The organism is Streptomyces sp. NBC_00316 (assembly GCF_036158715.1).
Classification (GTDB): Bacteria; Actinomycetota; Actinomycetes; order Streptomycetales; family Streptomycetaceae; genus Streptomyces.
In genome coordinates, this window is the sequence record NZ_CP108023.1 from 2910260 (window position 1) to 2931406 (window position 21147).

The window sequence follows — 21147 nt, forward strand, 5'->3', positions numbered from 1 at the left end:
ATGGATCATTTTGACGGAGGGGACAGAGTCCATGGCTCGAAAGTTTTCGATCGCCGGCCTGGCCGTGACAGTGGCGCTCGCCGCCACCGTGGCGACGGCCTCAGCCGTGGGAGCCGTGGACACGGAGGGCGCCCGCAGCGCATCCGGGCTCGTCATCGACGCAAAAGCTCAGCAGGCGAAAAAGCACTGGGTCAATACCTGGACCTCGATGCCGCAGTTGACCGAGCCCAGCAATATGCCGCCCGCACCTTTCACGCAGGACAATCGGGTCCTCGCCGACAGCACGCTACGGCAGACCGTCCATATGTCGGTCGGCGGCGAACAGATGCGACTGCGCTTCTCCAACGCTTTCGGCGGCGCGGCACTGCCCATTACCGCGGTCTCGGTCGCACTTCCCGTCGACGGGCGGGCCGGCGCAAGTGCCATCCAGCCGAAGACCTCCCGGAAGGTGACTTTCCACGGCCGGCCGTCCGCGGTCATTCCGGTGGGCTCGCAAATCGTCTCCGATCCGCTGGACTTCGGCCTAGAGCCCGGGTCCAACCTTTCCGTGACGATCTATCTCGCGGACGGCCAGGCATCCAACAGCATCACCTCGCACCCCGGTTCCCGGACGACGTCCTATATGCAGACCGGCAACCATGTCGAGGATGCGGACCTGACCGGTGCGGCATCGGCCGCCCACTGGTACTTCCTGAGCGGCGTCGAGGTGTGGTCCCCCGCCTCCACCTCCGCGGCCGTCATGCTCGGCGACTCCCTGACCGACGGCCGGGGCTCCACCACCGACACCAACAACCGCTGGCCGGACCAGCTGCTCACCAGGTTGCAGTCGCGCCCGGACACGGCCGGGACCGCGATCCTCAACCAGGCGGCCGGCGGCAATCGCGTACTGAACGACGGTCTCGGCCCCAACGCCCTGTCCCGGGTGGACCGCGACGTGCTGGCGCAGAGCGGTGTCGACTGGCTGCTCGTCTTCGAGGGCGTCAATGACATCGGCACGGCCGAGGCCTCGGAAGCCGCCCAGAAGCAGACCGCGGACGATCTGATCGCGGCCTATGACCAGATCATCGTCCGCGCGCACACCCAGGGCATCCGGGTGTACGGGGCAACGCTGACGCCCTTCGGGGGCAACACCGCTTACGACGATCCGGACGGTTACCGCGAGAAGGCCCGGCAGACGGTCAACGAGTGGATTCGCACCAGCGGCCGGTTCGACGCCGTGGTCGACTTCGACCGCGCGGCGCGTGACCCGCAGAAGCCGCTGCAGATCCTCCCCGCGTTCGACGACGGCGACCACCTGCACCTGAACCCGGCCGGCTACAAGGCCCTGGCCGACGCCGTCCCCGCGCACCTGTTCCGACAGGAGCCGCTGCCCAGGAACTTCGGCTTCAACTAGTAGGGCTCCGTTAGGTCTGTCTCGCGGTCCTGTTTGGGGGCATGTTGGGGGTGTGGACGCATACGAAGTGAACCGTGCTCGGGCGAAGTTGGCGTTATTCGTGGCTGACGTGTTCGCGTCGGTGCCGCGGAAGGATCAGCGGGCGAAGGGTGACTGTTATCTGCGGGGGCTGATGCTGGACGGGCGGCGTAAGTCGATCCAGCCGATGGCGGAGCGGTTGCCGGACGGCAACGAGCAGAACCTGCAGCAGTTCGTGAACCAGTCCACCTGGGATCCGGTGCCGGTGCGGCGGCGGATTGCGGAGCGGATGGTGCCGCTGATCGGCCCGGATGCCTGGGCGGTCGATGATGTGTCGTTCCCCAAGGACGGCCGGATGTCGGTGGCGGTCGCGCACCAGTACTGCGGGGCGCTGGGCAAGCAGGCCAACTGCCAGGTCGCGGTGAGCGTGCACGCGGTCTCCGACACTGCGTCCTGTCCGCTGCAGTGGCGGTTGTTCGTGCCCGAGCAGTGGGCGCACGACGCTGGACGGCGGCAGAAGACCGGGATACCGCAGGAGGTCGGGCACCGGGAGAAGTGGCGCCTGGCCCTGGACACCTTCGACGAGCTGGCCGGGTGGGGTCTGGTGCCGCCGGTGGTGGTGGCCGACGCCGGATACGGGCAGAACGCCGACTTCCGCGACGGCCTGGACGGCCGGGGCATCGGATATGTCGTGGCGGTCCGTTCGGATGTGACCGTCCACCCGCACGAGGCCAAACCGGTCACGCGGCCCTGGCCGGGCAACGGCCGCAAGCCTCAACCCCGCTACCGGGACAAGCCGTCCCCGGTGGCCGTGCTGGCGACCGGCCATGGGCGGCAGGCCTTCACCGAGGTGACCTGGCGGGAAGGCTCCCGCGGACCGATGCGCTCGCACTTCCTGGCGCTGCGGGTGCGGCCCGCCGGAGTCAAGGCCCGCCGCCTGGCTCAGAGCGCCGCCACCGAGCGGCACGGCAGCTGGGACGGTGTCCTGCCCGAGGTCACGCTGCTGGTCGAATGGCCCGAGGACGCCGAAGCACCCACCGACTACTGGTTGTCCAACCTGCCCCAGGACACCCCGACGGCCGAACTGGTCCGCCTGGCGAAGATCCGCTGGCGCATCGAGCACGACTACCGGGAACTCAAGCACGGCCTCGGCCTGGACCACTTCGAGGGACGTTCCTGGGCAGGGTGGCATCACCACGTCACCCTGGTCACCGCCGCCCACGCGTTCCTCACCGAACAGCGACTGTCCCCAAAAGCCGATACAGCGGACTCACCCTCTACCAGATCCTCGACGCCATCCAGGACCTGCTGAACTGCTGGACCGGCATCTGCACCACCTGCCACCGCCCCCTGCCCAGAACAGCCACCACCACCAGCCAGAACCCAAGAGCCAGAGCAACCTAACGGAGTCCTACTAGGGCTGTGACCGGAAAGGTTCACCGGCTCGCGCCGCCCGGCACGGCACCTCGCCGCGAGCTTCCCGGCAAACCGTTCCGGTCTCAGCACCAGGCGCAACCCCCACGGCGAAATCGCATCGCACCGCCGTGCCGGGGTTCCGCGCCCCCGCACCCCACGTGTCGGCGCGCTCCACCACCAGCAGCAGCCCCCGCCCTCCGCATCCGGCTCCGTCCCGGGTGCGGAGGGCCGGGTGTGTTCGCCCCCGCTGTCGTGCACCTCGGTACGGAGCAGGCCCTCTGCCCGCTCCGGCGAAGTTCCGTACGAGCGGCACGGACCTGCGCTCACGTCGATGGAACGCCCGGCGGAGGCAAGGCAGTTGAGTTGGCTCGTCCATGCGGACAAGTCACTGCCGTGGATCGGTGGTTCGCAGGCGCTTCCGCCGAGAAGAACGTGCGCCTGTTGGACGACCTGCGGGGAGAGACATGACCCGCGCAGCGCATCCGGACTCCCGCCTCGCCACCCCCGACCGGCTCAAGTCCAGCTGCAGCAACGGTCAGGGCGGCGCTTGCGCAGAAGTCGCCACCCACCCCACCGCGTGCACATCCGCGACGCCGAGATCGCCGACGGCCCCGCCCTCACCGTCGCTCCCTCCTCCTGGACATCCTTTCTCGGCACCACGTTCTGATCGCAAGCCGACAGCGGCATCACGCCCCCGTGACGCGGTCTTTGACTCCAATGGGCTCCCTGGAGTCGCTGGTCGTGGCAACTCGGTGTGATCTGACATGGCGCACCGCGTTCAGAAGCGGGCGCCGCACGGGGCAGCTCTCGCCGAACGGGCGGAGCGCCCCCTGCCGGATTGCATCGAGAAGGAGAACCAGACAATGCCGCACCTCGAAGGCCAGCGCGTGGAGTACCGCGACGACCAGAACAAGAAGTGTCAGGGCGAGATCAAGCAGGTCAGTGGTAACGGACCTGCGGCCACCTACGTCATCAAGAACGAGCAGACGCAGCGTGACGACAGGGTCCGCGAGATGCAGATCGAGCAGGACCTGTAACAGCAGCTTCCCTCACTGATGCGCCGCCCGGGCCCGGGCGGCCCGCTCAGTCCGGGAGAACCGAGGGCGTCCGCCACCGCGGCGAAGCGGCTGCGCGGGCGCCCTCCGGTCGATCGGTGCGCGGCGCCGGTCCTCCCGAGGTCGCCGGCTCTCAGAAGCCGCCGCCACCGAAGTCGCCGCCACCGCCGAAGCCCCCGCCGTCTCCCCCGCCCCCGAAGTCGGACGCGTCGAAGTCGGAGCCGGAGTAGTCGCCGCCCGAGTAGTCCCCACCGTCGAATTCGCCGCCGCCGTAGTCCGCCGCGTAGGCCGGGGACGCCAGCGTCGAGCCGAGCAGGGTGCCGATCAGCAGGCCGGGGAGGATGCCGCCGCCGAAGTAGCCGCCCGCCCAGGGGCCGTATGCCGGACCTGCCTCCCAGTACGGGCGGCGGCCGTCGCCGGTGTCGACCGTGCGGCTCAGCGGGTCCTCGCCGTCGCGCAGCCGGATCTCGTCCGCGCCGCAGACCGGGACCTCACGGGGTGCACCGCCGGAAGGGGTCCACATCGCGTCGGCCACCGAAGGGCCGTGGCGCGGGTCGAAGAAGCACGGGGGGCGGCGGTCCGGGAGCGGGCTGCCGGTGCGGCGGGCCTCCAGCACGGCCAGGGAGAAGCGGCCGTTCTCCAGGGCCTGGGTCACCCCGCGCACGTCGGACGGGTGCTGGGCCTTGTCCATGCGGGACTTCGCGTCCTCGTACGAGTCGAGTGCCCTCTCGTAGTCCGCACGCATCGCGTCGTCGGCGCCCGCTTCTGCCGGGTGGAAGTCGAGGCGGTCGAGGGTCTCGCCGTATGCGGTGATGTCCTCGTCCACGACGACCCGCAGTTTGTCGAGCGCCGCCCGTTCCTCCTCCGCCTTGCGGCGGCGGTTGCGGCGGACGATCGTGTACGCGGCCCCGCCGCCGATCACGGCGATCGCGCCGACCGCGATCAGTGCGGTCACGCCGGAGCCCGTGTCGGTCGAACCGCCGCTCCAGGAGGCGGGGGCGTGGCCGCGCGCCTGGGCGACGGCCTGGTCGACGAAGGCGGTGAGCTGGGTCGGGGCGTCGGCATTCGTGCCGGGGGCCTGCAGCGCCGCGGAGAGATTCTGGCGGGCCGCGGCGGGCATGACCGACCGGTCGGCGCCCAGTTTGAAGGTGTCGCCGAGCCGGATCCCGTACACGCCGGTGATCCCGGTGTCGTTGCGCAGCGTGCGCAGGACCGTGGCCTCGGGGAACGCGGAGCTCTGGGGCAGGACGGCCACGAAGACGGGCTTGTCCGCGTCCTTGATCTTCTTGGTCAGGGCGTCGGCCTGACGCGCGGACAACTGGTCCGCCGCCGCCGGATCGACGTACACCGGGCCCTGGCGCAGTGCCCGGGCCACGTCGCTGATCGTGGTGGCGCTCGGCGCAGCGGGGGCCATGGCCAGCACGGCTGCCGACAGAATCAGCAGCAGGCCGGCCAGCAGGGCGGAGAACAACCTGTTCCGCATATATCGAAGCTAACCCAGATGGGCGACTCCTGCTCCGCCCCGCCGCGCCGATCCGGCGTCCGTTGCACGCCCAGGACCGTTCAGCGGGGGAACAGGGTGCGTGCCTCGGCCTCGAAGAGCAACTCCGGGTCCAGGTCCATTCCGGCGAAGTGGCCCGCCAGTTCCAGGGAGAGCAGGCCGTGGAGTCGGCTCCAGAAGGCCAGGGCGCGGCGCAGGGTGGCGGGTCGAGCGGCCTGGTGGCCGGCGGTCCAGCCTCGGTGGCCCTCCAGATACGCGTCGAGGGCGGCTTCCTCGCCTGTCGGGGCCTCCTCCGGCGGCGATGCAGGCGTCGAGCAGCGTCGACATGATCTCCGACGCGATCGCGGTGACGTCCTGCGGCGCCTGGTATCCGGGCACCGGGGTGCCGTACACGAGGAAGTAGCGCTGCGGGTCCTCCAGGGCCCAGCGTCGCAGCGCCAGTCCTGACCGCCCCGCACACCGGCGCGGGTCCACGGACACGGGCGGGCCTTCAGGGTCTCTGTGACCCCGAAGGCCCGCCACCGACTTCTGTGCGCCTCAGGCGGCCCGGTACGCCGCCTTCAGCTTGGCCAGCGCACCGGTCAGATCACCGGTGAGCAGCAGGTGGTCCGCGTCGGCGAACGGCTTGGACACCGCCGCGGTCAACTTTCCGCCGGTCTTCTGCTGCACCAGCAGCCTGCCCTGGTCGACGATCGCCTTCCCCGCCGCGGTCCTGCCCAGTCCGGCCTTCTCCGCGATCTGCGCGGCGACCGTGAGCGCGGCGAGAGTCAGCTCGCCACCGGTCGGGGCCTTCTTCAGCGTGGTCAGTCCCCAGCCGTACGGGAACTGCGGGTCGTACGCCGCGTCGCCGACGTTGATCGGCAGCTGCGATTCGGACTTCGGCCAGGTGACCGGCAGTTGTCCGGTGAAGGCGCGCTTCCCGTACAGCACGTCCGCCACCCCGTCGCCCTCGGTGCCGGGCAGCCACGACGCGACGAGCGCGTCGATGTCGCCGAGCCGGTCGCCGATGAGCTGCGGGCGGCCGGAGACGACCAGGACCGCACACTTCATCGCGGCGCAGACCTTGTCGATCGCGGCCTTGTCGGCGGCGGTGAGCTCCAGGTCGTTGCCGTTGCCGACGTCGCCGATGCCTTCGGCGTACGGGGTTTCACCGACGACCACGACACCGACGTCGTAGCCGTCCGTGGAGGCGGAGGCGTCCTTGGAGTACGTGGCCGAGGCGGCGTCCTTCTTGATGCCGTCCAGGATCGTCGTACCCGTGGTGGTCTTTCCGGACGCGCCCTGCCAGCTGACGGTCCAGCCGCCGGCCTGGTTGCCGATGTCATCGGCGTTGGATCCGGCGACGTACACCTTCTGGGACGCCTTGAGCGGCAGCACCGCGCCGTCGTTCTTCAGCAGCACCTGGGACTCGGCCGCCGCCTCCCGGGCCACCGCCCGGTGGGCGGCCGAGCCGACCTGACCGATGTTCGTGGTGTCCGCGTACGGCTTCTCGAAGAGGCCGAGCTGGAACTTCTGGGTCAGGATGCGGGTGACCGCGTCGTCGATCCGGGCCTGGCTGATCCGGCCCGCGGTCACCTCGTCCTGCAGCGTCCTCGTGAAGTCCTGGTACGCCGTCGGGACCATGATCATGTCGAGTCCGGCATTGATGGACGTACGGACGTCGCTCGCATAGTCGCCGGGGATCTGGTCGATGGCCTGCCAGTCGCTGATGACGAAGCCCTTGAAGCCCATCCGGTCCTTGAGCACACCGTTGATCATCTCGGCGTTGGCGTGCATCTTCACCGGGCCCTCGTCGTCGCCGAGGATGTCCAGCGAGGAGTACGAGGGCATGACCGTGCCGACCCCGCGCTTGACCGCCTCGTCGAACGGAGCGAGGTGGACCGCTTCGAGCTCCTGCCGGGTGACCTTCGTGACGCCCTGGTCGATGGTGTACGAACCGGTGGTGGACGAGCCGAATTCCGTGCCGCCGTCGCCGACGTAGTGCTTGGCGGTGGCCAGGACCTTGTCGTTGCGGTGCAGGTCCTTGCCGGACGCGCTGCCCTGCATGCCCTGGATGACGGTCTCCATGGACTCGACGAGCGCCGGGTCCTCACCGTACGACTCGTAGGAACGTCCCCAGCGCTCGTCGCGGGTCACGCAGAGGCAGGGCGCGAAGTCCCACGGAATGCCGGTGGCGCGGACCTCGCTCGCGGTGACCGCGCCGGTCTTCTCGGCGAGCTTCGGGTCGCGGCCGGCGCCGATGCCGATGTTGTGCGGCATGATCGTCGAGCCGATGACGTTGTTGTGCCCGTGCACCGCGTCCACGCCGTAGATCAGCGGGATCTGGAAGCGGGTCGCCTGCGCGCGGAGCTGGTAGGAGTCGACCATCTTCGCCCAGGCCTCGGGCGTGTTCGGCGTCGGGACGGAGCCCCCGCCGGAGAGCAGCGAGCCGAGGTCGTACGTGGCGATGTCCCCCTGCGACTTGAGCGCGTTGCGTTCGGCCTGGGTCATCTGGCCGGCCTTCTCGGCGGGCGACATCCGGGACAGGAGGTCGGCGACGCGCTTCTTCACCGGGAGCTTCGGGTCGAGGTACGGGAGGCCGTGGGCGTCGATGACGACCTGCGGGTTCTCCTTCGGCGGCTTGGCGCCGGTCACGGTGAGTTCGAGCGGGATCGTCTCCGCGGACTCGGCGGCGCCGTCCTTCTTCGTCGCGACCGAGATCCGGTGGGTGGTGCCGGAGGCGGTGCCCGCCGGGAAGGTGTACGTGCCGCTGACCGGGGTGTAGTCCGTGCCGGCCTCGGCGCTGCCGCCCTTGGTCTCGTACGCGACGGTGACGGGTTCCTCGATCGGTACGGAGCCGGTGGTGGCGACGGAGACATCGATGTCCGCCGTGCCGCCCTCCTTCACCGTACGGACCGCCGCGTCCGTGACGACGCTCGCCTTCAGGGCCGCGTCGGCCTTCCCGTACAGCTCCACACCGTCCATGGCGAACGATCCGGGGGCCCCGGTCGGCAGCGTGACGGCATAGCCCCACATCGCATCGAGGCCGAGGACCTGGTCGATGCCGCCGACGGGCTGGTAGTCGGTGCGGTACGTGAAGTCGGTGAACGGGATCTCGACCTGGTGCCAGCCCTCCCAGTCGTCGGTGAACGACGTGGTCCACAACTCGGACGCCTCGCCGTTGGCGCCGCCGTCCTTGATCTCGAAGTTGATCCTCTTGCCCGAACCGGGCGGCAGCGGGGCGTTGTTCTGGCCGTACCACCAGAAGCGGATGCCCTTGTGGGCCGACCAGTCGTGGGCAGGCCGGTCGGCGGCGAAGTCGTGGCTGAGCCCGCCGTAACCGCTGATGTTGTACGTACCTTCGAGGACCTTGGCGCCCTCGGGGGCGTCGGCGCGGTCCTTCAGGGCCAGGGTGGGCGGGTCGTCGGAGTCGCCGCCCCAGGTGAAGATGCCGTCGGCGGGCTGGTTGGCGAACGGGACCTCGCCCTCGAAGCGGTCGACGAGGACGGGTGCCGGGTCGTCCGCGGTGGCCGCGGTGGCGCTCGGGACGGCTCCGGCGAGCAGGCCGGCCAGGACCGTGACGGCGGCGAGGGCCGCCGTCGTCGGTCTGGCCCGGTGCCGGTTGTGCTGGCGCATACGTGGTGGCATTGCGGCTCCTTCAGGCACGGATTCTTCTGTCGCAGCGGTCGGTCTTATGCGTCCCGGGTGAGGCGGATGGTGTCCCGGTACCACTTGGCGCTGTCCTTGAGCGTCCGCTCCTGCGTGTCGTAGTCGACGCGGACGATGCCGAACCTCTTGTCGTAGCCGTAGGACCACTCGAAGTTGTCCATCAGCGACCAGGCGAAGTAGCCGCGGACATCGGCCCCTTCGGCGCGGGCCGCAGCGACGGCGGCGATGTGGTCGGCGAGGTAGGTGGTGCGGTCGGCGTCATGGATCTCGCCGTCCTCGGAGACGGTGTCGTCGAACGCGGCGCCGTTCTCGGTGATGACGGTCGGGATGCCGTAGTCCTTCTCCAGCCCCACCAGCAGGTCGGTGAGGGCGGTGGGAGTGATCTCCCAGTCCATGGCGGTACGCGGCAGGTCGCGCTCGATGCCGCGGGTGACCGGCAGGCCGTCGGCGTCCACCGGGGACCCCTCTTCCGTGACTCCGGAGAAGAGCGTGCCGCGGTAGAAGTTGACGCCGAGGACGTCGAGCGGGGTCGAGATGATCTCCAGGTCGCCGTCCTGGACCGGGAGTTCGACGTTCTGCAGGGCGAGGTCGGCGATGACGTCCTCGGGGTAGGCACCCTTGACCATCGGATCCAGGTAGAGGCGGCGGCCGAGCCCGTCGGCGCGGCGGCAGGCCTCGGCGTCCTCGTGGCTGTCGGTCTCGGGGCTGGCGGTACCGAGGTTGAGCGTGATGCCCAGCTCGAGGTCGTTGCCGCGGGCGGCGGCGGTCTCGCGGATGTACCGGGAGGCGAGCCCGTGGCCGAGCAGCAGGTGGTGGACGGCGTGGATCGCCTCGCCGAAGTTCGTACGGCCGGGCGCCTGGTTGCCGTACGCGTAGCCGAGCATGGCCGAGCACCAGGGCTCGTTGAGCGTGGTCCAGTGCTTGACCCGGTCGCCGAGCGCGTCGTAGGCGAGGGCGGCGTACTCGGCGAAACGGTAGGCGGTGTCGCGGGCCGGCCAGCCGCCCGCGTCCTCCAGCTCCTGCGGGAGGTCCCAGTGGTAGAGGGTGATCCAGGGGGTGACGCCCTTGGACTCCAGCTCCTCGATCAGCCGCTTGTAGAAGTCGACGCCCTTGGCGTTGGCCGGGCCCCGGCCGCCGGGCTGGATGCGCGGCCAGGCGAGCGAGAAGCGGTACGTGTCGACGCCCAGGTCCGCGATCAGCTGCACGTCCTCGGGCATCCGGTGGTAGTGGTCACAGGCCACATCGCCGTTCTCGCCGCGGACGACCATGCCCGGCACCCTGCAGTACGTGTCCCAGATCGACGGGGTTCTGCCGTCCTCTGCGGCCGCTCCCTCGATCTGGTAGGCGGCGGTGGCGACGCCCCAGCGGAAGTCGGCGGGCAGTCCGGTAACGGGCTCGGCGGCGATCTCGCGAGCGTATCCCTGGGGGATGACGAGGTTCATGGTTCTCCTGTGGTGTGCTGTGGGGTCGCTACGAACGGGGGGCGGCGGTGGCCGGGGCCGGGGCCGGCTGATGCAGCCAGCAGGCCACCGTGCGGGAGCCGTCCCCTTCCGGCCGGCCGAGGACCGGCACCTGGGTGGCGCACGGTTCGAAGGCCTTGCCGCAGCGCGGGTGGAAGGCGCAGCCGGCCGGCATCGCGGACAGATGAGGGGGCGAGCCGGGGATGCCGGTGAGTTCGCGGCGGGGGCCGTGCAGAGCCGGGAAGGAATGCAGCAGGCCGTCGCTGTAGGGGTGGCGGGGGTCCTGGTAGATGTCGGAGGCACCGGCCTCCTCGACGATCCGGCCGCCGTACATGATGGCGATCCGGTCCGAGAACTCGATGAGCAGCGAGATGTCGTGCGTGATGAAGACGACCGAGAAGCCCAGCTCCTCGCGGAGCCTGACCAGCTGGCGCAGGATCTGGCGCTGCATGACGACGTCCAGGGCCGTCGTGGGCTCGTCCATGATGACGATCTCGGGCTCCAGCGCAAGGGCCATCGCGATCATCACACGCTGGCGCATGCCGCCGGAGAGCTGGTGCGGGTAGGCGGAGAGGCGGTCCGCGGAGATGCCGACCAGCGACAGCAGCTCCTTCGCACGAGCGGTGCGTTCGGCCCGCTTCATCTCCGGGCGGTGCGCCTTGAGTACGTCGGTGAGCTGGCTGTGGACCGTGTGCACCGGGTTGAGCGAGTTCATCGCTCCCTGGAAGACGATCGACAGCTCCTGCCAGCGGAAGGCGCGGAGCTCCGGGGCGGTCAGGGTCAGCAGGTCGAGCGTTTCGCCGTCCCGCTGGTGGTAGTGGACCTCGCCGCCGGTGATCACTCCGGGCGGGGAGAGCAGGCGGGTGACGGCGTACGCCAGGGTGGACTTGCCGGAGCCCGACTCGCCCGCCAGGCCGAGGACTTCGCCGCGGTGCAGGGTGAGGTCGATGTCGCGCAGCGCGTGCACGGCGGCGTCCCCGGTCCCGTAGTCCACGTTCAGGCCGCTGATGGTGAGGACGGGCTCGCTCATGAGCGGGTCTCCTTCTCCGTGGTGCCGGTGCGTGCCACGGGGGTGAAGCCGACCCGCATCCGGACCTTCCTGGTCGCGCCGGTCTCCGTACGCAGGCGGGGGTTGACGAACTCGTCGATGCCGAAGTTGATCAGAGCGAGCGACATGCCCAGCAGGGCGATGCAGAGCCCGGCCGGCACGAACCACCACCACGCGCCCTGCGCCAGCGCCTGGTTGGACTGCGCCCAGAACAGGACGGTCCCCCAGTTCCAGTTGGAGATGTCGGCGACGCCGATGAAGGCGAGGGTGATCTCGGAGAGGATCGCGAAGATGACCGTGCCGACGAAGCCGGAGGCGATGACGGCCGTCAGGTTCGGCAGGACCTCGAAGAGGATGATCCGCCAGGTGGACTCACCGGTGGCCCGCGCCGCTTCGACGTAGTCCCGGCGGCGCAGCGACAGCGTCTGGGCGCGCAGGACGCGCGCGCCCCAGGCCCACGAGGTGAGCGCGATGACGCCGGCGATCAGGAGGTCGCCCGTGTCGGAGACGAGACTGGCGATGATGATGATCAGCGGCAGTCCCGGGATGACCAGGAAGACGTTGGAGAGCACCGAGAGCAGCTCGTCGGCGGTGCCGCCGAGGAAGCCCGCACTGACCCCGATCAGCACGGACAGGATCGTGGCAAAGATCCCGGCGACGAAGCCGACGACCAGGACGCCGCGGGTGCCGACGAGGATCTGCGAGAGCACGTCCTGACCGGTCTGCGTGGTACCGAACCAGTGCGCCCCGGACGGCGGTTGGAGCAGTTCGTTGCTCATGGTGTCGGGGTCGTAGGGGGCGATCCACGGCCCGATGACGGCGATCACGACGAAGAACAGCAGGATCCCGAGGCCGATGACGGTCTTACGGCCGCGCAGGAAGCGGAGTCTGCGCTTGCTGGGCGCCGGGGTCTCGGTCGCGTCGAGTACGGCGACCTCGGCAGCGGTGACGGCCATGTTCCTAGGCCTCCCTTCGGGTACGGGGGTCGAGGACCATGTAGATCACGTCGGCGAGGAGGTTCGCCGCGAGGACGGAGAGTGTGATGATCAGGAAGACGCCCTGCATCAGGGGGTAGTCCTTGGCAGCCACACCCTGGAAGAGCTGGTAGCCGATGCCCGGGTAGGAGAAGACCATCTCCACCAGCAGCGTGCCGCCGACGATGAAGCCCAGGGAGAGTGCGAAGCCGGAGATGTTGGGCAGGACGGCGTTGCGCGCGGCGTACCCGAACATCACCCGGCGCTCCGAGAGCCCCTTGGCCTGGGCGACCATGACGTAGTCCTCGCTGGACACCGTCACCATCATGTTCCGCATACCCAGGATCCAGCCGGCCACGGCGCTGAGCACGATCGTCAGGCCCGGCAGCGCGGCGTGGTAGAGCGCGCTGGAGATGAACGGCCAGTCGAAGGCGGGCACCAGCGAGTTGTCGTAACCGCCCGCGGCCGGGAAGAACGGCCACTTCACGGCGAACAGCGCGATGGCGATGAGTCCCAGCCAGAAGTACGGGATGGCGGAGATGAAGGTGGTGACGGGCAGCAGGCTGTCCATCCAGGAGCCGCGACGCCAGCCGGTGAAGACACCGATGCCGGTGCCGAGCGCGAAGCTGATCAGCGTGGTGACACCGACGAGCGCCAGCGTCCACGGCAGCGACTGACTGATCACCTCGCTGACCGGTGTCGGGAAGAACGTGAAGGACAGCCCGAGGTCGCCGTCGAGCAGATGCGACCAGTAGTCGGTGTACTGATCCCAGAGCGACATGTGCTTGTCGAGGCCGAAGAGCGCCGTGAGCGAGTCGATGGCACTGGTGTCGAGCTGGCCCTGGAAACGGGAGAGGAGGGCCTGGACCGGGTCGCCCGGCATCAGGCGCGGGATCAGGAAGTTGATGGTGATCGCGGCCCACGCGGTGACCAGGTAGAAGGCGAGCCGTTGCAGCAGATACTTCACTTCGCAGCCTCCTTCTCGCGGTCGTCGGTGGCGGTGGCGTCGTCGGCGTACAGCCAGCAGGCCGCCCACTGGCCGTCCGCCAGGTCGAAGCGCGGCGGCAGTTCGGTGCGGCAGCGCTCCATCGCCTTCGGGCAGCGCGGGTGGAAGCGGCAGCCGGCCGGCGGGGCGATCAGTGAGGGCGGTTCGCCGCTGCCGGCCTCCTCCTGTTCCTCCTCTGCGACCACCCGGTCCGGGTCGGGCGCGGAGGCGATCAGCAGCTGGGTGTACGGGTGCGCGGGACGCTGGGTCACGGTCTCGCTGTCGCCGCCCTCGACGATGCGGCCCGCATACATCACCAGCGTGCTGTCCGCGAAGTAGCGGGCGGAGGCGATGTCGTGGGTGATGTAGAGGATCGCCAGATGGAGGCGTTCCTTGAGGTCCCGCAGCAGGTTGAGGACGCCGAGCCGGATGGATACGTCGAGCATCGAGACGGGCTCGTCGGCCAGGAGGACCTTCGGGTCGGCGCCGAGCGCACGCGCGATGGCGACGCGCTGGCGCTGGCCGCCGGAGAGCTCGTGCGGGAACTTGTCGAGGTACTGCGCGGCAGGGGTGAGCTGCACCCGCTCCAGCAGTGCGGCGAGTTCGGTCCCGGTCGCCTCCCGGCCGTGGATCTTCAGCGACCGGGTGAGGTGGTAGCGCACGGTGTGCACCGGGTTGAGCGAGGCGAACGGGTCCTGGAAGATCAGCTGGACCTGTCGTACGTACGAGCGGAAGGACCGGCCACGGCCCGCCTTCACCGCCTTGCCGTCCAGCCGGATCTCGCCCTCGGTGAGCGGATACAGCTGGGAGAGCAGCCGGGCGACGGTGGATTTTCCGGAGCCCGACTCCCCTACCAGGGCCGTGACGGTGCCGCGCCTCAGTTGCAGCGAGACGTCGTCGACGGCGTGGACGGTGCGGCGATGACGTGCGACGAGATCGCGGCCGGTGCGGCGGACGGGGAAGTGCTTGGTGACTCCGCGTGCTTCGAGCACGATGTCGTCGGTCTGATCGGTGGTGGTGGTCATGGCCGGTCCGTTTCCCCGTACTACTTGGAGGGCTTGAGCTTCAGCACGATCTGCAGCACTGAGGGCTGGGTGTGCTGCGGCGGGGCGTACGGGTCGGCCTCGGTGGGCCAGCCCACCCAGTTCTTCGTGGAGTACTCGGCTCCGATGGGGGCGGCGGACGTCGGGATCATCGGCGCCTGCTCGACCATGATCTTCTGGAGCTTGTTCATGGCCGCGGTGCGGGTGCCCTCATCGGTGGCGTTGGCGAAGTCCTTGAGCGCCTGGGTCGCCTCGGGGCTCTTGAAGCGGCCGAAGTTGCCCGTCTGGGAGGCCTTGCCGATGGGCTGGAGGATCGCGCCGTCCATGATGTTCTGGTACATGTCGTACGGGGTCGCACCGCTGTTGGTCCAGTGCAGCGTGGCGTCGAAGTTGCCGTTGGCGACGTCCGCGCCCCAGGCCTCGGCGGTCTGCGTCTTGACCTGCGCCTCGATGCCGAGCTGCTTGATGTTGTCCTTGATGATGGAGAGCCCGGTGATGTAGTCGTTCCAGCCGGCCGGGTCCGTGAGCGTGAGCTTCACCGGCTTGCCGCTCGGGTCCTTCAGCACGCCGCCGGCGAGCTTGAAGCCGGCATCGGTGAGGACCTTCTTGGCTCCTGCCACATCGGGCGCGGTCGTGGCGCTCTTGTACTCGGGCGCCAGGAACGAGTCACCGGCGGGCAGCGGGATGCCGGTCGGGTTGGTGATCTCCGGGTAGAGCGTCGCCTCGGCCTGGGTGTAGATCGCCTTGCGGTCGACGACCATCGCCATGGCCTTGCGCAGCGCCGGGTTGTCGAACGGCTTGCGGGCGGTGTTGAACCACAGCCCGTGGATGCCGAGGCCCGAGGGGAACCACAGCTTGTGGTTCTTGGCGTCCTTGTTGATGAACAGCTGCTTGTAGTTCGGCATGAAGACGAACGACCACTCGAGCTTGCCGCTCGCCAGCGCCGTGGTCGCCGCGCTGTTGTCGTTGTACGCGCTGTACCGCAGCTCCTTGACCTTCGTCGCGCCCTTCCAGTACGTGGGCGTCGCGGTCAGCGTGGTGGTCTGCGGAGTGAACGTCTTGAGCTTGTACGGGCCGGAGCCGACCGGGTTCCGGTTCGGCCAGGTCTCCGGGTTGTCCACCTTCTCCCAGATGTGCTTGGGCACGATGAAGGTCTGGATGATCTTGTTCTGGTTGACGTACTGGGACTCCTTGAAGGTCAGGACGACCTTCTCGCCCTCGATGGCGACGCCGTCGAACGGGATGCCGTTCCAGTTGAGCGCCGAGTGCGTCTTCAGCAGGTTGAACGTGTACGCGACGTCGTCGGCGGTCAGCGGCTTGCCGTCGGCCCACTTCGCCTTGGCGTCGAGGCTGAAGGTGACCTTGGTGAAGTTGTCCTCCCACTTCCAGTCCGTCGCCAGCCACGGCTCCGCCTTGTCCGCGGGCTTGATCTGGTTCGTCATCGCCAGCGGCTCGTAGATCATGTAGCGGTAGCCGAGGGTGGCGCCCGCCGAGGTGTTCAGGAACGGGTTGCTGTTGTTCGTCTGCGGCCCGTCCGGCTTGCCCAGGGTCAGCACACCCGTGGCGGCGCCACCCCCTTTGTTGGCACCCGAGTTGGCGGAGGAACAACCGGCGGCGAGCGCGACCACGGCGGTGGCGACCGAGAGCGCTCTCAGCGTGTGGCGACGGCGTACGGACATGGCGACTCCAGAAGGGACTGCGGGTCCGGAAGATCCGGGACGGAGGGTGGGAACGGGCGGTGGGCAGCGCTCGGCGCGCCGGGTTCGAGCAGAGCGGTACGGGGCGGTGCAGGTTCGGGCGGAGCGGGGCGGTGCCGACGGCGCGCACGAGGGCGCGGAGGCGGTACGGGGAGCGGGCGGCCGGGAGGGAAGCCCGGCCGGACCGCTACGGCGCCGAGAGGCGCACGACCAGTTCGGTGGGCAGCACGACCGGTGCGTCCGGGGTGGCCGTGCCGCCGAGATGGGAGAGCAGCAGCCGCGCCGCCGTCTCACCCATCTGCCGGGTGGGCTGGCGCACGGTGGTCAACGGTGGTGCGGTGTGCTCGGCCATCGGGATGTCGTCGAAGCCGACCACGGCGATGTCGTCGGGCACCGACCGGCCTGCCGCGCGCAACGCCCGCAGCACGCCCGCCGCGCTGATGTCGTTGTGTGCGAAGACCGAGTCGAACCGCACGCCCTCGGAGAGCAGTTGCTCCACGGCCTGCCGGCCGCAGAGTTCGGTGAAGTCTCCGTGGACGACGAGATCGGTGGGCAGAACCGAACGGAATCCGTCCAGCCGGTCGCGTACGCAGCCGAAGTGCTGGGGCCCGGTGAGGACCAGGGGGCTGGTGCGTCCGGCGGCCAGCAGGTGGCGGGCGGCGGACGCGCCTCCTTCGTGGTTGGTGGTCACGACGGAGGGGAATTCGGGGTGGTGGCCGCGATCGTCGATGAGCACGATCGGCAGGCCGCTGCGGTGCAGTGCGGTGAGGTGGTCGAGGGTGTTCTCAGGTTCGACCACGACGAGTCCGTCGAAGGCGCGCGCCGACACCTGGCTGGTGAAGCGCTCCACCGACTCCGCACCCCGGTTGCAGGTGAAGAGCAGCAGCCCGTAGTCCGCGGCCTCGACGGTGTCGACGACGCCCTGGAGCACTTCGCCCATCCACGGCCAGGCGAGCGAGGGCACCAGCATGCCGACGGTACGGCTGCTGCCGCGGGCCAGTCCGACGGCGCCCGAGCTGGGCACGTATCCAAGCTGTGCAATCACTTCACGAACACGGGCCGCTGTTGAACCGTCCACCTCGCCCTTGGTGTTGATGACCCGGGACACGGTCGTCTTGCTGACGCCGGCCTCGCGGGCGACATCGGCGATGGTGACGCGCATCGGGGCCTCCAGGACAAGGCAGGACAGGGAGCCGAAACCGGTACCGCAACCGGTTCCGGAACCGGTACCGGCGTTGCGGCGTGAGTTAACCCCGCTGGAACACTGCCGTCAATACTTCACGTCGACATTGGTCCGTACCCATCTCCCCAGCAGGCAGGACGCGTTGTGCGTTCAAGTCATGAACGCACGCCCCCTTGACGCGAGTCCACAACAGCAGTTCACTCTCGACTCGATCAACCAACCATCCTCGCCTCGACATCAAGCGGAGCGCGAACACAGATTCGATCCATGTCTTAGGGGAGCGAGCTCACCTCAATTGTGGCGAAGTTATAAGCAAAGATGGCTATCGTCCGGAGCGTGAAAGCGGACATGGGGCGCAGGTATCGTCTGTACCCAACTCGAACTCAGGAGCAGGTGCTGACTGGGTGGGCTCATACAGCACGAGCCTTGTGGAACACGGCCCTCGCGCAGCGTATCTACGTGTACGAACAGCGGGGCCGATCAGTACGGGCCATCGAGCAATGCAAGTCCCTCACCGAGGCACGTGCAGACAAGGAGCTCCGGTGGCTTGCGGAACTTCCCGCGCAGTCGGGACAGCAGATTCTGCGACGTCTGGACACCGCCTTCGACAACTTCTTCAACCCCGAACATCCGGCTGGATTCCCTGCATTCAAGCGGCGCGGGGTCCGACCATCGGTGTCGTTGCCCGGACAGGCAGTGCAGGTAAACAAACTCAACCGGCACTGGGCTGAAGTGCGGCTGCCAAAGCTTGGCTGGGTGCGCTTCAGACTCTCCCGGCCCCTCGGCGGCACTGTCCGTAACGCAACCGTCTCCCGCGACGGCGCCGGCTGGCACATCGCCTTCGGCGTCGCCATCGGCAAGAAGCCCACCCCGCCGAACACCCAGCCTGGCTGCGGTGTCGACTTCGGCGTGATCGCATCCGCCTATGTATCCACCGAATGCCAACCGCGCATCAAGCCACCCAGCCTCTCCGTGCCCGAGCATTCTCGACTCAAGCACCTGGAACAGCGCAAGGCCCGACAGGTCACTTACGCGAAGAAGCACAACAGAGGAAAGTACAGCAACCGCCTGCGGGCAACGATCACACAGATCGCAAAGCTCAAGTCCCGTGAGGCCAGCCGCCGGACGGAGTTCACGCACCAGCTCACCACCGACCTCGCCAAAAACCACGGCTTCGTCGGGATCGAGGACCTGCGCGTGACCAACATGACGGCCAAAGCGAACAGCACCGCCGGACAGCCGAACCGGGGCGTCGGGGCAAAGTCGGGGCTCAACCGGTCAATCCTCGACAATTGTCCCGGCGAGCGCCGTCGTCAACTTGAGTACAAGTGCCCCTTGTACGGATCCGAGCTAGTCGTTGTACCAGCATTCCACACCTCGCAGACCTGTGCGGCCTGCGGACAGGTCGACCCGGCCTCCCGCAAAGGGTGCGGCAGAACGTTCGCGTGTGTGCACTGCGGGTATGAAGACGACGCCGACCACAATGCGTCGGTTGAGATTGAGGCACGCGCCCGCCAGGAGCTTGTCCTGGCCCGAGCCCGCCGGACGGGTGGCTCGGTCATCAACAGCACGCACAGGCGCCGTGAGGCGTCAAGTTCCGCCCCCAGGCGAAAGCGGTCGCGTGAAACCCAACCGGCCACCCACGGGTAGCCTCCGGGAATCTTTCGGCCTCACAGCCGCGAGAGCATCGTCAAAACATCGAGTACTGCACCGTCGACCACTCCGTGCAACTCATACGGTCGGGGTCGACGGCCAATGGAGCAAAGGTTCAGCTGTACACTTGCAACGGAACGTCGGCGCAGCGCTGGACGTACAACGCATCGACGGGTGACGTCGTCAACACGGCTGCGGACAAGTGCCTGGACATCACCGACCAGTCGACGGCGAACGGGGCCCGGGCCCAGATCTGGACCTGCACCGGGGCCGCCAACCAGAAGTGGCACCTCCAGTAGCGGGGCCGGTCCGGTCCGGGGCGGGCCCGCGGAGACTGCTCCGTGGGCCCGCCCCGGACCGCTCGGCTACTCCATCGGCTCGACCCCGGCCCGCAGCAGGCCGTAGGTGTACGCGTCCTCCAGCGCCTGCCAGGACGCGGCGATGACGTTCTCGGCGACACCGACGGTCGCCCAGTCGCCGGTGCCGTCGCCCGTGGTGATGAGCACCCGGGTGGTGGACTCGGTACCGGTGCGGCCCTCCAGGATGCGGACCTTGTAGTCGACCAGCTCCAGCTTGGCGAGCTGCGGGTAGATCCGCTCCAGCGCGACGCGCAGCGCCCGGTCGAGTGCGTTGACCGGGCCGTTGCCCTCGGCCGTGGCGACGAGACGCTCACCCTTGGCCCAGACCTTCACGGTCGCCTCGTTGGCGTGGGTGCCGTCGGGGCGGTCCTCGACGATCGCGCGCCAGGACTCCGTACGGAAGTAGCGGCGTGCCCGGCCCTCGGCCTCGGCGCGCAGCAGCAGTTCGAAGGAGGCGTCGGCCGCTTCGTACGTGTAGCCGTTGAGCTCCCGCTCCTTGACCCGCTCGACGACGCGCCCGACGAGCTCGCGGTCGCCCTTGAGGTCGATGCCGAGCTCCTTGCCCTTGAGCTCGATGGACGCGCGGCCCGCCATGTCGGAGACGAGCATCCGCATGGTGTTGCCGACCAGCGCCGGGTCGATGTGCTGGTAGAGGTCGGGGTCGACCTTGATGGCCGAGGCGTGCAGACCGGCCTTGTGGGCGAAGGCGGAGACACCCACATAGGGCTGGTGCGTGGAGGGCGTGAGGTTGACGACCTCGGCGATGGCGTGCGAGATGCGGGTCATGTCCGCGAGTGCGCCCTCGGGAAGGACGGCCTTGCCGTACTTCAGTTCCAGGGCGGCGACGACGGGGAAGAGGTTGGCGTTGCCCACCCGCTCGCCGTAGCCGTTGGCGGTGCACTGGACGTGGGTGGCACCCGCGTCGACGGCGGCCAGGGTGTTGGCGACCGCACAGCCGGTGTCGTCCTGGGCGTGGATGCCGAGCCGGGCCCCGGTGTCCGCGAGGACGGTGGAGACGACGGCCTGGACCTGGGCGGGGAGCATCCCGCCGTTGGTGTCGCAGAGGATGACGACATCGGCGCCGGCCTCGGAGGCGGCGCGGACGACGTCCTTGGCGTACTCCGGGTTGGCGCGGTAGCCGTCGAAGAAGTGCTCGCAGTCGACGAAGACCCGGCGGCCCTGCTCGCGCAGGTAGGAGACGGTGTCGCGGACCATCTCGAGGTTCTCGTCGAGCGTGGTGCGCAGGGCGAGCTCCACATGCCGGTCGTGCGACTTGGCGACCAGGGTGATCACCGGGGCGCCCGATGCCAGCAACGCCTTGACCTGCGGGTCCTCGGATGCCTTGGCGCCCGCCCGGCGGGTCGCACCGAAGGCGACCAGTTCGGCGTTCTTGAAGTCGATCTCCTGCTGGGCGCGGGCGAAGAACTCCGTGTCGCGGGGGTTGGCTCCGGGCCAGCCGCCCTCGATGAAGCCCACGCCGAAGTCGTCCAGGTGCCGGGCAATGGTCAGCTTGTCCGCGACCGTCAGGTTGATGCCTTCACGCTGTGCACCGTCGCGCAGTGTGGTGTCGAAGACATGGAAGCTGTCGTCGGTGGCCTTGGCCTTGGCCTGGGTGGTCATGCTGATCTGACTCCTGTCGGATGAGTGGATCCGGACGATCGGGCTCCACTTGCCCCCATCATCCCGCGCGCATCGCCCCGGCCGAGGTGAGGGC

15 protein-coding genes and 2 pseudogenes are annotated in these 21147 nt (G+C 68.9%); 6 read left to right on the forward strand and 11 right to left on the reverse strand.

All coding sequences use genetic code 11. From position 1 onward, the window contains the following. Positions 1-31: 31 nt before the first annotated feature. The 4 genes from OG878_RS12820 to OG878_RS12835 all read left to right on the forward strand — a co-directional run bounded on the left by OG878_RS12820 (position 32) and on the right by OG878_RS12835 (position 3864). Positions 32-1393 (forward strand): SGNH/GDSL hydrolase family protein, encoded by a 1362-nt coding sequence (locus OG878_RS12820; protein ID WP_328886910.1) that lies wholly within the window; start codon positions 32-34, stop codon positions 1391-1393. A 52-nt stretch (positions 1394-1445) separates the two neighbouring features. After that, the gene (locus OG878_RS12825) at positions 1446-2723 is read left to right on the forward strand and encodes an IS701 family transposase (RefSeq protein WP_328886911.1); all 1278 of its coding nucleotides are present in this window, start codon (positions 1446-1448) and stop codon (positions 2721-2723) included. A gap of 681 nt (positions 2724-3404) precedes the next feature. Beyond that, on the forward strand, positions 3405-3494 hold the full coding sequence (locus OG878_RS12830) for a DUF397 domain-containing protein (RefSeq protein ID WP_328886912.1): 90 nt from the start codon (positions 3405-3407) through the stop codon (positions 3492-3494). 97 nt (positions 3495-3591) lie between these two features. After that, entirely contained in the window at positions 3592-3864 is a 273-nt protein-coding gene (locus OG878_RS12835) for a hypothetical protein (protein WP_328886913.1), read from the forward strand. A 151-nt stretch (positions 3865-4015) separates the two neighbouring features. Here the strand turns inward: OG878_RS12835 and OG878_RS12840 are convergent, their stop codons facing one another. The 10 genes and pseudogenes from OG878_RS12840 to OG878_RS12885 form a co-directional block, all read right to left on the reverse strand. After that, the gene (locus OG878_RS12840) at positions 4016-5365 is read right to left on the reverse strand and encodes a hypothetical protein (RefSeq protein WP_328886914.1); all 1350 of its coding nucleotides are present in this window, start codon (positions 5363-5365) and stop codon (positions 4016-4018) included. An 80-nt stretch (positions 5366-5445) separates the two neighbouring features. After that, positions 5446-5836: pseudogene (locus tag OG878_RS12845) on the reverse strand (TetR-like C-terminal domain-containing protein); the annotation flags it as partial. Positions 5837-5920: 84 nt separating this feature from the next. Further along, on the reverse strand, positions 5921-9010 hold the full coding sequence (locus OG878_RS12850; RefSeq protein WP_328886915.1) for a glycoside hydrolase family 3 protein: 3090 nt from the start codon (positions 9008-9010) through the stop codon (positions 5921-5923). 44 nt (positions 9011-9054) lie between these two features. Beyond that, entirely contained in the window at positions 9055-10473 is a 1419-nt protein-coding gene (locus OG878_RS12855; protein ID WP_328886916.1) for a GH1 family beta-glucosidase, read from the reverse strand. 28 nt (positions 10474-10501) lie between these two features. Next, positions 10502-11521: an ABC transporter ATP-binding protein gene (locus OG878_RS12860; RefSeq protein ID WP_328886917.1), complete on the reverse strand. Its 1020-nt coding sequence runs from the start codon at positions 11519-11521 to the stop codon at positions 10502-10504. Next, complete coding sequence (locus OG878_RS12865; RefSeq protein ID WP_328886918.1) at positions 11518-12495, reverse strand: ABC transporter permease; 978 nt, start codon at positions 12493-12495, stop codon at positions 11518-11520. Before OG878_RS12865 ends, OG878_RS12860 begins: the two co-directional genes overlap by 4 nt. A gap of 4 nt (positions 12496-12499) precedes the next feature. Next, complete coding sequence (locus OG878_RS12870; protein ID WP_328886919.1) at positions 12500-13480, reverse strand: ABC transporter permease; 981 nt, start codon at positions 13478-13480, stop codon at positions 12500-12502. Next, a complete protein-coding gene (locus OG878_RS12875; RefSeq protein ID WP_328886920.1) occupies positions 13477-14523 on the reverse strand; it encodes an ABC transporter ATP-binding protein in 1047 nt (348 codons plus the stop codon). Before OG878_RS12875 ends, OG878_RS12870 begins: the two co-directional genes overlap by 4 nt. A 20-nt stretch (positions 14524-14543) precedes the next feature. Continuing rightward, on the reverse strand, positions 14544-16220 hold the full coding sequence (locus tag OG878_RS12880; protein ID WP_328886921.1) for an ABC transporter substrate-binding protein: 1677 nt from the start codon (positions 16218-16220) through the stop codon (positions 14544-14546). 205 nt (positions 16221-16425) lie between these two features. After that, complete coding sequence (locus OG878_RS12885; RefSeq protein WP_328886922.1) at positions 16426-17400, reverse strand: LacI family DNA-binding transcriptional regulator; 975 nt, start codon at positions 17398-17400, stop codon at positions 16426-16428. Between the two features lie 369 nt (positions 17401-17769). On the opposite strand from OG878_RS12885, the gene OG878_RS12890 reads away from it, so the two are divergent. After that, complete coding sequence (locus tag OG878_RS12890) at positions 17770-19071, forward strand: RNA-guided endonuclease InsQ/TnpB family protein (RefSeq protein WP_328891221.1); 1302 nt, start codon at positions 17770-17772, stop codon at positions 19069-19071. 83 nt (positions 19072-19154) lie between these two features. Then, positions 19155-19373: pseudogene (locus OG878_RS12895) on the forward strand (ricin-type beta-trefoil lectin domain protein); the annotation flags it as partial. A gap of 66 nt (positions 19374-19439) precedes the next feature. Here OG878_RS12895 and cimA read toward each other — a convergent pair. After that, the gene (cimA, locus tag OG878_RS12900; RefSeq protein WP_328886923.1) at positions 19440-21053 is read right to left on the reverse strand and encodes a citramalate synthase; all 1614 of its coding nucleotides are present in this window, start codon (positions 21051-21053) and stop codon (positions 19440-19442) included. Positions 21054-21147 lie beyond the last annotated feature (94 nt).

Bases quoted from the DNA above. Each gene is read 5' to 3' on its own strand.
- OG878_RS12865 (WP_328886918.1), bottom strand. From the start codon at position 12,495: ATGGCCGTCACCGCTGCCGAGGTCGCCGTACTCGACGCGACCGAGACC.
- OG878_RS12890 (WP_328891221.1), top strand. From the start codon at position 17,770: ATGGGGCGCAGGTATCGTCTGTACCCAACTCGAACTCAGGAGCAGGTG.
- OG878_RS12855 (WP_328886916.1), bottom strand. From the start codon at position 10,473: ATGAACCTCGTCATCCCCCAGGGATACGCTCGCGAGATCGCCGCCGAG.
- OG878_RS12850 (WP_328886915.1), bottom strand. From the start codon at position 9,010: ATGCCACCACGTATGCGCCAGCACAACCGGCACCGGGCCAGACCGACG.
- cimA (WP_328886923.1), bottom strand. From the start codon at position 21,053: ATGACCACCCAGGCCAAGGCCAAGGCCACCGACGACAGCTTCCATGTC.
- OG878_RS12885 (WP_328886922.1), bottom strand. From the start codon at position 17,400: ATGCGCGTCACCATCGCCGATGTCGCCCGCGAGGCCGGCGTCAGCAAG.
- OG878_RS12880 (WP_328886921.1), bottom strand. From the start codon at position 16,220: ATGTCCGTACGCCGTCGCCACACGCTGAGAGCGCTCTCGGTCGCCACC.
- OG878_RS12840 (WP_328886914.1), bottom strand. From the start codon at position 5,365: ATGCGGAACAGGTTGTTCTCCGCCCTGCTGGCCGGCCTGCTGCTGATT.
- OG878_RS12835 (WP_328886913.1), top strand. From the start codon at position 3,592: ATGGCGCACCGCGTTCAGAAGCGGGCGCCGCACGGGGCAGCTCTCGCC.
- OG878_RS12860 (WP_328886917.1), bottom strand. From the start codon at position 11,521: ATGAGCGAGCCCGTCCTCACCATCAGCGGCCTGAACGTGGACTACGGG.
- OG878_RS12820 (WP_328886910.1), top strand. From the start codon at position 32: ATGGCTCGAAAGTTTTCGATCGCCGGCCTGGCCGTGACAGTGGCGCTC.
- OG878_RS12875 (WP_328886920.1), bottom strand. From the start codon at position 14,523: ATGACCACCACCACCGATCAGACCGACGACATCGTGCTCGAAGCACGC.